At 50.0% G+C, this 13,253-nt stretch carries 8 protein-coding genes; all 8 read left to right on the forward strand.

Annotated features, from left to right (window positions below; genetic code table 11):
- A complete protein-coding gene (locus BDI_RS05830; protein ID WP_011966332.1) occupies positions 1 to 1,518 on the forward strand; it encodes a DUF6850 family outer membrane beta-barrel protein in 1,518 nt (505 codons plus the stop codon).
- Between the two features lie 14 nt (positions 1,519 to 1,532).
- Positions 1,533 to 4,022, forward strand: coding sequence for a TonB-dependent receptor domain-containing protein (locus BDI_RS05835; protein ID WP_011966333.1), 2,490 nt, complete (start codon positions 1,533 to 1,535; stop codon positions 4,020 to 4,022).
- A 4-nt stretch (positions 4,023 to 4,026) separates the two neighbouring features.
- Positions 4,027 to 5,631, forward strand: coding sequence for a helix-turn-helix domain-containing protein (locus BDI_RS05840; RefSeq protein ID WP_008780568.1), 1,605 nt, complete (start codon positions 4,027 to 4,029; stop codon positions 5,629 to 5,631).
- A gap of 180 nt (positions 5,632 to 5,811) precedes the next feature.
- Positions 5,812 to 6,201: a helix-turn-helix domain-containing protein gene (locus BDI_RS05845; protein WP_034527586.1), complete on the forward strand. Its 390-nt coding sequence runs from the start codon at positions 5,812 to 5,814 to the stop codon at positions 6,199 to 6,201.
- Between the two features lie 8 nt (positions 6,202 to 6,209).
- The gene (locus tag BDI_RS05850) at positions 6,210 to 7,064 is read left to right on the forward strand and encodes a hypothetical protein (protein WP_008780566.1); all 855 of its coding nucleotides are present in this window, start codon (positions 6,210 to 6,212) and stop codon (positions 7,062 to 7,064) included.
- 21 nt (positions 7,065 to 7,085) lie between these two features.
- Entirely contained in the window at positions 7,086 to 9,602 is a 2,517-nt protein-coding gene (locus BDI_RS05855; protein WP_011966334.1) for a hypothetical protein, read from the forward strand.
- A 14-nt stretch (positions 9,603 to 9,616) separates the two neighbouring features.
- Complete coding sequence (gene preA / locus BDI_RS05860) at positions 9,617 to 11,110, forward strand: NAD-dependent dihydropyrimidine dehydrogenase subunit PreA (RefSeq protein WP_011966335.1); 1,494 nt, start codon at positions 9,617 to 9,619, stop codon at positions 11,108 to 11,110.
- A 4-nt stretch (positions 11,111 to 11,114) separates the two neighbouring features.
- The gene (locus BDI_RS05865) at positions 11,115 to 13,250 is read left to right on the forward strand and encodes a DUF5686 family protein (RefSeq protein WP_011966336.1); all 2,136 of its coding nucleotides are present in this window, start codon (positions 11,115 to 11,117) and stop codon (positions 13,248 to 13,250) included.
- Positions 13,251 to 13,253 lie beyond the last annotated feature (3 nt).

Genomic DNA, 13,253 nt, shown 5'->3' on the forward strand with positions numbered 1-13,253 from the left:
ATGAAGATCACTATCATTCTATATATGATATCACTATCTGTCTATGCCTCACGGTCATGGGCTCAACAAGAGAGCGCATGGGCTTTATCCGCCAATCCTGTCAGCATCAGCTATGTACCTAAGGACAGCGCTATGGAAGCTGGTTTAAGTTATTTGATCCATCAAGCCTCCTTACCTGCCAGCGACCAGCCGGATCAAACACAGACCTATAGGGCTTATGTATCCGGTAACCGAAAGCTGGGTCTGCTTTGGCTGGCGGGTGGTATCGATTGGTCGCAAAGCCTACTGGAAGGGAGAAAATGGAATTTATTATCGCAACCGGACTATCTGATTACGGCCGGCGATTCCTTGGGAGAGCCACAACGCATCGAGAAATACAGGATCTACGGACAAGCGGCTTACGTCTTATCCCCGAAAATCAAGGTCGGGATAGATGGAGACTATACAGCTACAAGCAACGAGGATCGCTCCTCTTACCATATCTACCATGGGATGGCACACTTAATCCGGATATCAGGAGGTATCGTTTACGAACAAGTACGCAGACGTTTTGGAGCCTCGATCCATTATACCCATCGAACAGAGGAATTAACGTATGATACGGATAGTAAAGATAAACTTTATACATTTCCTCTGGGTTATTGGCTTCCGATGCAAGAATTATCGGGAAGTTTCCTGTTTCGCAGCCAAGGAAAACGCCTAGGTGTTTCCTTGCAAACGGAAACCCTAAAAGAGCATTGGAGTCTTTTCCATGATCTCTCCTACGAGACCCAGCAATTAGCGGACAATCCAAATAACTCCGGCAACTTGAGAGGCTGGGAAGAACGGCTGCACCAAATCTGTTACCAAGGTCGTTTTACCCGAACGAATAAATCGTGGACGCATATCTGGTCGCCCACAGCCCGATTCAACCAAACTACGGCCAACCGCATATTACAACGGAATCCCACCACAAGCTCGTCTGCCATATGGACTACATTCGCCACCTATCGCCTAGCAAGGCAACGGATGTTATCTACCCAACTAAGTTACGAGGCGACAAAGAATGATACTTCGGGCGGAAAGGCATCCACATGGCAAATGACTGTCGGATGGAATCGTTTGGAAAATGATTTCTACATATATCCTTTTACGGTCAAACAATATACAGGGCTCTTCCACGGAGAGATTGCGTTTTTTCGACAAATCCGCCTACCTAAAGAAAACAAGCTAAGTATCCGCCCGTCCGTGTATATCGTATCGGGCTATGGTACCGAGATCAAATGGGAGAAGGAAACGCAGAAGGATGAGAATGGCTCAGCAGAAATCAAGCTAGAGCAGAACATGCAAAAAGTGAACGAGGATTTTATTGCTCGCACGGCAACCCGTCTGGGTATCGGTACGGAAATGGAATATCGGCATCCCATTCATTCCGCCTTATCAGCGGGATTTCGTTTAAAGGGTAGTCTCGAACAAACGACAAGTCCTCAATCGACCCTCGGAGGGGGTGGAAACTTCAGTATTGTCATCTGGCTATAAATAGGTCTAATACTATGCGTTACTCAACTTTGTACAAAATACCAATAAGGATCGTGACGATATTTCTCTTATTATCATCACTTCATCCGGGCAATTACCTTCACGGGCAAGAGCAACCGGATACTCTGTCCTTCTATTTACCCAACATTTTGGTAACAGCCATCGAGTCTAAGACTCCGGGTACGGTTTCCTTGCTTCCTGCATCAACATTGGAACACACGCAACCGATCACGATCGCTGATCTGACACAGTTATTACCAGGAGGTCTCACCAATAATTCTGGGGTGACAGACGCACAATATTTCTCAGTGCGGGAGGTTTCTTTAAAGAACGGGGTAAACCAATTTCATAAAAACGCAGCTATGGGTGCCCAAATATGGGTAGACGGCTCTCCTCTTCATTTCAACACCGGCATCAACGAGCCTTACGAAGGATATGATGCCCGTTTTCTATCTCTCAACCAAGTGAAAGAGGCGGAAATCATCCGGGGAATACCTTCTGCCCGGTACGGAAACTTAACAAATAGCGTATTATTACTCAAGACTCATCAAGGTAGAATGCCTCTCTCCACCAGCATACGTTACAATCCGAAACTGAAACAATATATGCTTGGAAAAGGCTTCTGTATCTCCCCACAAGGCCATACGCTCAACCTGTTAGCGGACTATACCAGCCAAGGCGATTTCCATACCGGCGGCATACGCTTGGCAAACCTTTACCATTGGTTGCCCGCAGGGAAAAAACTAGAATTAAGCCTTACTTACACCTCTCGCATAGGAAAGGAAAAGCAATTCGTCAACGAGCAGAATCATACACAAAGACAACGATTGGATCAGCGATTTTCCATACAAGGGGAATGGCAACCCGACCGACGTTGGCTCAAGAAGCTGTCTCTGAGAATAGACGGTTCCCTTCAAAAAAGCAAACAAACAAAGAGTCAGGTCAACAATGCCTCTAGCCAGCTTTATACAGACCAGAAAGAGAGCGGCGAATGGGAAGCCCATGTTTTATCCTCAAACTACATGTACACATTAGTCAATGAAAGCCGACCTTTTTATGTAGAAACCGAGATGCTGGCGTCTACCTCATTTCCGCTACGGCAGAGACGTGAAATCAGCTTAGCCGCCGGATTCTCATGGCGTGGTGAGGGCAACGAAGGGCGAGGCAGGGATTTCGATCGGCAAAGGCCTCCTTCCACATCTATCCGTCCCCGCTCATTCCGGGAAATCCCATCCTTGCATACGTTCGGTGGCTTCATTGAGGCCACATACCGGACTCCCAACCTCCATGTAGAAGCCGGATTAAGAAATCAAGGATTGAAAAGCCGGGATTATGCCTTAATCTATCAGACAGAACCTCGCCTGAATCTCTTATGGTCTCTCTGCTCCTCTCCCTCCGGCTATACATTGAGTTTAAAAGCCGGGGTCGGATGGATCAGTTTCATGCCGACATTGGAAAAACTCTACCCGGAAGCTATTTATAATGATAAGGTCTCTTTCTATTATAATGATAGCAATGAAAGTGGAAACACCCTTGGTATTCTCACGACACATGCCCCCGGAATGGAACGAAATATGAAATTAAAACCTACCGTAAATCGAAAGATAGAGGTTGGCCTTATAGGGAAGACTCCGGCCATCCGACTAGACATGACCGTTTTTTTCGAGAAACAAACGGATGGCTTTTCCTCCTCGGCGCAATATATTCCGTTCAGCTATCGGGAATATGATTATCTATCAACCGCCCAACTTCGTCCTGAATACAAAGATGGACAGGTATGGGTGAACGGTAAGGCTGTCCCTTATCAAGAGAAATATAGTTACACGCCGGTATCTGTACCAGTCAATACACTCCATAGGAAGAAACATGGGATTGAGATGGTAGCGGACCTCGGGACTTTCTCACCCTTGCGTACCTCCCTAATCGTAGACGGGATTTGGTTATATGTACGAGAAAAGAATACGGTCCTTAACGGGATCTGGCCGATCCAGTACACAGATAAAACAGAATACCCCTACGTAGGTTTTTACGACAGGCAAGGCGGACCGGGAAATGAAAGTCGTTCGGAGATCATCTCCACGAACTTCCGTTTCATCACCCGCATCCCCAGAATCGGACTGGTCACTACCCTTACGTGGCAAATGATATGGCTCTATAAATATCGTACGCTCTACAACGGTAGCACTGGCGAGAATGTATGGCCCCTATATTGGTGTGGAACAGACGGAATCATACATCCGTTCACCGAGGCACAGAAAGAGGATCCAGCCTTTGCGCCTTTACTCTCCACCACCGCACCGGAACGATTCCTACCAAACTCTTATAAACCATATGGTATGCTGAATATTCGGGTAAACAAAGCTTTCGGAGAGCACATCACGCTGGCATTCTTTGCCAACAACCTCGCCGATTTACGCCCCACTCGCTATTCAGCCAGCACGAGATCTTACCTTCAACAAAATACCCAGCCTTTTTTCGGTCTGGAATTACAAATAAAACTATGACATCATGAAAACAAGCATACTTTACATATTCCTACTGTCAGTCCTTTACGCCTGCGACTCCCACTCTCTTCTTCCACCCAAGCAGCAATTGGATCAGCAAATAGCGCAACTGAATGATTATTCTTTGTTGAGCGGTCGCTTGAACGACCAGCTATGCGAAGAGATAGAAACCCATGCCCAAGAAATAGGGAATGACTCGCTTTTGCTGGCAACCCGCCAAATCATATACACTCGCTATTGCAGATTACAGGACACGGCTCATGCGAGAATGCTACTCGACCGCATGAAACCTTATGCCATCCGCATAAAAGACAAGCACCTTCTCATGAATCACCTGCGTATGGCATTTCTTCACGCACAGACACGCCAACCCGCAGAATGCGAGCGATGGATAAACGAGGCACGAAAATATGCATATATAAATCCTCAAAACTGGTATATCACGGCGGCTAACGCTTGTCTTGAATGTGGATTATATCCCCAAGCACTCATCTATGCGGATTCAGCATTGGTGAACTTGAAATATAAAGTGATAAGCTCTCCTCACTTAGTAAAAGCTATAGCATTAAGCCGTACGGGAAAGACCGCCGAAGCGGAGGAATGGACCAAACGATGCATTACCGATATCCGCCACTTTCAGGCGAAACACCAAATACACACGATCAGCTATCTGCAATATCAACTCTTCATGGAATACGCCGTCTCTCTCCGGAAACATGGAAAAAACAAAGAGGCACTATCCGTATTGGAGGAATTAGACAGAGTCTCATTCAATAATGTCGCCACGCCTCTCTTGAGGAACAAAGACAATATCGAGGAATATAAGGTGCGTGTGGCACGTATGTTGTCCGAATGCTATTATACGACCGGAAATCAATCGGAAGCCATCCAACAGGCAAACCGGGCTGACTCCCTACAATCCCATTATGCCCAAGAGCAAATGAACATACGCAGAAAGATGATCAGCGAAAGCCTACAAAACGAACTATTATCCACCCGCTTAAAAAGTCAGAAGGTGGAGGCGGAACAGGCACGGCTCATCCAGTATATCCTAACCGGAATCATTATTTTACTCATGGCTATCCTAACCGGAGGATATCTTTGGTGGAGAAATCATCGCCGTAGCCTACGCCAGTTATTCGATTTATTGATAAGCCATCATGCAGCTTGGTTGCTAATACACGATCCACTTCCGCTAATCTCCCGGCCACAAATAAAGTTACCAGATCATTCAGAGGCAAACACCGAGGTCGCAACAAAAGCTGATAATCTCCTATATCAACGAATCCTATCAGTTATGAAAGAGCAAAAGCCTTTCTTAAATCCTAATCTCGACCTTGTGACCCTCTCCCGTCTAGTGGGTACTAACCGAACACAACTATCCACCACCCTCAATAGGCAGACGGGAATGAACTTTAGCCGTTGGCTGGCTGAATACAGGGTACACCACCTCCTCTCGCTCGTCACCCTACACCCCGACAGTGACATCACCGCACTGGCCTCCGAATCAGGCTTCACCTCCCGAACCTCCTTCTTCCGGCAGTTCCGGCAAGTCACCGGACTTACGCCCAACCAATACAGAAACGTACGAAAAGAGACCGACAAATAATCTGTTAAAGTACGTGTCTAGCCTTTGATGCAGGGGCTTTACGGCCCTTGGTGTACCAGATCGTTCGGATCAAGTTTCAATACGTTCGCATCTTTTCCCTTCCTTTGGTATACCAAATGGGACTGTCTATATTTGATCTCGCAAATCCCTTTTATGCGGGTCACTCAAGATAGTACCAATATGGAAGAAAAGCAAAAGCCATCCCTAATCGAACGCAGGCTATATGCCCGCATCTTACAAATCATGGAGGATAAGAAGCCTTATCTCGATCCACAGTTCAATTTGTGCCAGTTGGCCAACCTCGCTTGCACGAACCGTACCCGGCTATCCTCCACCTTGAACAATCAGACGGGTATGAACTTCAGTCGCTGGCTAGCCAACTATCGGGTAAAGCATCTTATACGGGAGTTCTCCAAATGCCTCACACAAGAACCTAAGGAGCTATACAAGAAGGCAGGTTTTACCTCCCGTACCTCTTTTTATCGCCAGTTTAAGGAGGTGACGGGTAATACCCCCATTGAGTACTTTGCCAACCTATATTACGACAATGTAAATCATTCAACTAAATAAGTAGCGATATGAGACATCTTACACTTCTACTCTTATCCGTTTTTACTGTCCATCAAGCCAAGGCGGATATATTGATCCCCTTAGACAAATATCCTACGGGGGAAAAACGTTTCAACTTACAGATCAACGGAAGTCACGATACCAGTACCCCTTGGCTCTCCACCACGTCATTTGGCGTGGATGAAGATGGGCAGATGGGAAACCCGGAGAATTGGACATCCGAACAAATCGACGAGGACAATCAGTCGGTAAGTCACCGACTCATTATGAACAGTATTTCCCTGCGTCTCTCCTACCGTATATGGGATAATCTCAGCCTATGGGCAGGTATTGGCACCACCAACTTCACCCACGAGGAGACTTTCCGAGATGATGACGACCTAAGCAGTACCATCTTCAGCAAGAACATGGTACCCATCTACAGCGGAGGGCTAGGTTACGGCCATGCCTTCACCGACCGCTTTTTCATGTCTACCCAACCCGGCGTGCGCTATGCCAACAGCGATAACATGACCACCGAGGTGTATTACCAAGGCAAGACCATCCCCTTGCGAGACCTCAGCCTCAACCGCCGTTACCTAGAGTGGGCCGTGCCCGTGGTGGCCGGATACGCACTGGGGAATTTCGTGCCCTATGCCGGCATCCTCTACAAGGACTACACGATGAAAGACCGGTACGAGTTCACCAAGACATATGCCGGCGAGGACTATACCGTTCGTATCGACGAGACTTTCCACGCCCGTCACAAGCTGTACGCTTTGGCTGGGGTGAACTATTTCCTCGCTGACAACATCTCGCTCGGAGTAAACGGAAGCTTCGGCAACAGGCAGTCCGTACAGTTACAATTCAATATCAGTTTCTAAACCTCTTAAACAGATATATACATGAGAACGACACTCAAAGCACAAGCGATACGGCTGATCGCCATATTTTTGCTTATCTGTGCCTCTACCACCATCGTCAAGGCACAGATCAGCCAACATCCCGAACTGTATAAGGTGAAAGAATTCCACAATATGGATAAAGACGGAGGTGCCTATTACTGCTTCACCGACGCACAATACTACCAAGGGAAGCTCTACGGGGTCTACATAGATAATAACGGCCCCTCATCCATACGCCTCATCGCTTTCGAGGTGAACGGCGAGACCCGGACAATGGAACAATCCACCGTTGGCGACACCGGTAAGAAAATGATCTTTCTCAATGATTTCGGCGTATACCAAGATGCCGAGATCATCGTATACCGCAATCGCTTCTACGTGCTCTGGAAGAATAATACCAATGGCCAGATATGGATCGGCGAGGTGGATATGAAAAAGGGAGAATACAAGAAAACTCGTATGCTCGATGACGGGAAAACTTACGCCAACTTCGCCGCCACCATCTACCGTGACAAGATCTGCGTCATCCTACACCGCCGCACCAACAAGAAACTGCAAGTCTACCAATACGGCGACCCCGAGCTGAACAGCGGCTGGGACTGGTGCGGCACCGTGCGCAACGCCGGACACGATAATATCGAGCTAAAAGGCTCAACAGGCATATCAATGGAATACGATCCCGACGACCACTGGGACGCCACCTCGTGGTACGGCTACGACGACACCGAGAAAAAGAACGTGGAGAAACTCATCGTAGGCCGACTCAAGAGCGGTACCTTCGAGGCATTCAGCTACAGCGGCGAATATGGCAAGGATAACACATGGCCCTCCAACTGGGAAGAATACGCACATCACGACATAGGCCGCTCGAAGACCTTCTCACTCAAGCTCATCCAAGCCGACATCGAAGGCTATGCGGCCGACAATACTGATGGCTACAAAGCTTCCTCAAATCCCCTAATCTTCAGCTACTGTTCCTATGATGGCAAAGGGACGGGTGAACACTTCCTAAAGAAATTCTACCCCGGCAGCAACAGCTTCGCCGCCGACGCACCCATCTACACCGACCTGCCCTACGGCTACACGGCCGTAGCCACCGCAGCAGATCCTACCACTGAGACAGCTCCCGGCGGAGGACTCTACTACAAGCAATATATCTATCTACTACGGGGTAACCAGCAACCATACCACTGGTTCAAGCACTCCTACGTCGCCTCCATCCGATCTAACGAGATCGTGGAGAGACGCAGTTCTTTCAACGACGAGAAGGCCTTATTCGGCAACAGCGAGTTACGCAATCTCGTGCGCCTCGTCGGCATCATCGAAGGACCACCTCCAACGGTAGTGGATAATAACGAGTGGTTCGGCGACCTCGGCGTAGCCTCAAGCCTTGCCTTCACCATGGGATCGGGCACCAGCAACTCCGTGAGCCGACTCTATAAAAGCGACCTCAAATGCTCCTTCGGACCGCATACGGATAAACTCACGGCAGCATTCGGCGGCGGATACTCCTTCCAGAAACAACACGAGGAAGTAACAAGCCAGTCCGAGTCCATCACCGTTACCTTCGAAGCAAACGACACAGCAGACTACCGGGCCATCGCCCTCTACTCTGTACCCATTCTGACCCGTTGCGACCTAGAATACCTCTCCCCCACCCGGAGACAGAGTGTACGAATGCCCATATTCAGCTATACTTACATGACACGGCAGAGTATCAAACAAGTAGAAGTGCCTCTCGACCTAGAGCCTTTCCGCATAGACAATCCAAGCAAACTTGGAGACTGGGAGGCCCGTGAGATCCTCACCATGACCGCCAGCGAGCCAAATGTCAGCAAGTCCGTCAACTTCAGCCTCAACTCCGAACGGATCGACATGACGCTGGAAACCAGCGGCACAATCTCCGACAGTCAGACCAAAGGTGCCATCAGCCTTATGGATTTGAAATTCCCCTTCTTCCAACTGGAGAACCAAAGTTCTTGGGAATGGACAGACCAGACCACAGCGACAACCTCGCAGGGTATCAGCGCATCCTATTCGAAGATACGACGCACGGACAAGCACGTCAGGCCGGAAGAGACAGCCGAGTCCTTCTCATCCACCCTCTATCTGCTCACTGCCGAGAAGTCGAACACGCTCCGTGACCAGTACTACCCCAAGCTACCCGAACGGAAGATTAGCTTCGGCACCGATACCTTTCCCTTCATGGTAAACAGCGACAAACCCTTCGTATTGGCGTGGGACATCAACAACATCACCTATGTACGAGGTGACGTGAGCGCCACTGGCAATGAGGAGGTAACGACCGACGAGCCCCTGTCTATCCGCTTCCTCGACGGCATGCTTACGGTAGATTGCCTGCCGGGAGCCACCGTCAACGTCTACAGCATGAACGGCACGTTGGCTGGTCACCAGCAAGCGGTATCCGGAAAAGCAATCTTCAGCCTGCCCGGACACCTGTACACCGTGGAGGTCGTGACCGAACGTTACCGGAAAGTACAGAAAGTAGTGAGATAATACAGTTAGAAGCCATGAAGACAAACCTCCTCCAGAGAAAACGCCTCCTAACGGAAGAATCGAATCGCTGTTATCTGTGCGATGCCCCTGTCTGCACAAAGGCATGCAAGCCCGGACTAGATCCGGGCCGCTTGCTGCGGGCCTGTAAAATGGACAACCTAGCGGGAGCTATCCTCCGGGCCTACCAGATGGAAGCCTGCAGGGATTGCGACGGGTATCCTTGCGAGAAGGCCTGCCTCCGCGGACGAACCGACCGGGCGATATCCATCACTCAAATCGTACGGCAATTGCAAGATATGCCAAACCCGACGGATAGTTCTCCCCTCACTTCGTCTCCGGACTTGGCGATCGACTTTTGCGGCATCCGCTGCGCCAACCCCTTTATACTGGCCTCCTCGCCCGTAGCCCATAATTACGAGATGTGCGTCCGGGCCCTCGAAGCCGGTTGGGCCGGTATCTGCTTCAAGACGATATCATTCTATCCGAGCCATGAGGTATCCCCCCGCTTCGACCAAATGGAGGTGGATGGCGTGCCTTTCATCGGATTCAAGAACATGGAACAATTGTCGGAAGCCTCTGTCGAAGAGAATTTCGATACTCTCTATCGCCTCAAGCAACGCTATCCTGACAAATTAATCATCTCCTCCATTATGGGACGGACAGACGATGAGTGGACACGGCTTGCCCAATATTCCACGCAGGCTGGGGCCGATATCATTGAGTGCAACTTCTCTTGCCCACAAATGACGCAAGAAGGGATGGGCAGCGACGTAGGACAAAGCCCGGAACTGGTACGCCGGTTCACCGCCGCCACACGCCGGGGTACCCATCTGCCGATACTAGCGAAGATGACACCGAATATCGGGCAGATGACACCCGTGGCGCTCGCCGCCCACGAAGGAGGAGCCACCGGGATAGCCGCCATCAACACCATCAAATGTATCACCCGTATCGATGAGAAAGCACTTACGGCCCGGCCCGTTGTCTGCGGACTGAGCAGCGTGTCCGGCTATTCGGGGAAAGCCGTGCGCCCTATCGCTCTCCGGTTCATACATGAGCTGGCGAGCGATCCTTCTGCCGGCAAGATGCCTATCAGCGGGATAGGCGGTATAGAGACTTGGCGGGATGCCCTCGATTTCCTGCTACTAGGCTGCACGAACCTACAGATATGTACCGCCGTGATGCAATACGGCTTCCGGATCATCGACGATCTATGCGAAGGGTTACGACTGTTCATGCAAGAGAACGGATATAAAACCCTATCCGACCTCATAGGTATCGCTTTACCGAACATCGTACCCCCCGAGAAACTGGAACGTACGCAGATACACCGCCCGACAGTAGATAACAGCCTATGCCTCGGCTGCGGACGCTGTTTCGTTTCCTGTAACGACGGTGGACATCAAGCTATCCGTTTCACCTCTATGCGCAAACCGGTGATAGACGAGCAAAAATGTGTCGGCTGCCATCTTTGCGCATTAGTATGCCCAACCTTCGCCATACATTGACAGGATGAGGATCGAGACGGGACACCTTATTCTACTATCCATACTTCTTCTGTGCCCGCTAGTCCATTCAGACCTGCGGGCACAAGAGAAGACACCCGTCACACGAGCCGACTCCATCATGCGGCAGGTAATCCATCAAGCCCCCATCTACGAGCACGTCCTCGAGAGCTATGAAGCGGAGACCTACGTGAAAGGCCGTACGCACGTTCCCCGGAAGAACAAGCTGCTACGATACGCCTATCTGGTCTTCCCGATAGAGCGTCATCCCCGCGATGCCTTCTTCGAGATGAGTGGCCTCACCCGCTACGACGCTCCCAACCATTATCGCAACGAGATCGTAACCATCAACAGCAGCCATCTCGCCGCCGGAAGGCATTACAAGGAGATAGCCTCGTTCGTCAACTTGAACGTCTACTCTCCCACGATCTACAATAAGGGAATGATCATGCCACTCTCGCCCGATGCTTTCAAATATTACACGTTTCGGCAGGAAGGCACGGACACGATCTCCGGCACCCTTGTGTATAACATCCGTTTCACCCCTCGCCAATGGAGCCAGAAACTACTATCCGGAAACCTGTACGTAACCGACGAACTCTGGACCATCGACCGTATCGAGATACAAGGGCACTCCTCTTTCTCCGAGTTCAACCTAAGCATACGTTTCAACCGTGACGAGAAGCATTTCATCCTCCCGGAAGAGGCTGACCTGCAAGTCTGCTACCATGCCCTAGGCAACCGGATAGAGAGCGACATCCACGCCGCTTTCCGCTATAAATCGATCTCTTGGGTAGAGGAAGACCATGAGAGCAGGAAATTATACTCGCTTGATCAAACCCAATACTATACGATCACCTCCGACACACTCTCCTTTACCCAAGACAGCGCTTATTGGAACAGCCGGAGGGACAAGCCGCTCACTACCGACGAGAAAGCCTTGTACACCACCGGAACGAACGCGGTGAGGACGGAAGCGGACAGCAGCGTTCTCACCCGCTACCTCCAACTCGGCGAGCGGCTCACCAGCACGGTCAACAAGGATTACAAGAGTACTCGCGTGAAGTATTCCGGCCTTCTCAACCCGTTCCAGCTATCTTTCGGAAGCAACGGGATCACCTATAAGCAAGAAGCACGTATCAGTAAGACATTCGAGCATGACCGTCAGCTACGCTTCCACCCCGAGATCGGTTTCCTATTCAAGGAGAAAGAGCTACGCCTACGGCTAACAACCGACTGGGAGTATCACCCCGAGCGTCAAGGCATCCTCAACCTCACGATAGCCAATGACAACCAAAGCTATTCCTCCGAAGTGATCCACCAGATCAACGAGATCCTAAAAGATACCCCAATCCGTTTCGACGATCTCAACTTGAAGTATTTCCAGCACTACTATGCCAAGCTGATGAACCAGATAGAACTGATGAACGGCTTCCGGCTCTCGGCCGGACTCGCATACCACTATCGTACGCCCATGAAAAAGAACAAGGATACCGGATTGGATATTAAGGATCATAATGAGTTCACCCCGGTTATCGGCCTTACCTACACGCCCCGGCAATATTACTGGATGGACGGCTACCGGAAAGAGTACCTGCATTCCCATTACCCGACCTTCCGGATTGAGCTGGCACGAAGCATACCGGACCTACTCGGCTGTACGGGAAATTACTGGCGGATGGAGGCCGGCATGAACCAGACCGTACGGCTGGGCTTATCCGAACGACTGAGTTACAACCTGAGCGGTGGACTCTTTTTTAACCAGCATAACATGTACTTCGCCGATTTCAGCTATTTCGCCAAACGTTATTTCCCCGAGCCTTGGGGCGACCGGTTTGGCGGGATCTTTCATAATCTGGGTGGGGATTGGTACAATGCCTCCGACAAATATATTCAAGGGCACCTCATGTACGAGAGCCCATTCATTCTATTGCGATTCCTCAAGCCCAATCCCAAGGCGCATAAATACCTCGTGTCCGAACGTTTCTACCTCAGCCAGCTATGGACTCCCGTATTGCCGAATTACAGCGAGCTCGGGTATGGTATCGGTAGCGACCTTTTTCATATAGCGTTTTTCCTAGGCTTCGAGGAGTTCAAGTATCAAAGCGTCGGGTTGAAGTTCGCGCTTGAGTTATTCAGATAATTA

Source organism: Parabacteroides distasonis ATCC 8503, assembly GCF_000012845.1.
Taxonomy (GTDB): domain Bacteria; phylum Bacteroidota; class Bacteroidia; order Bacteroidales; family Tannerellaceae; genus Parabacteroides; species Parabacteroides distasonis.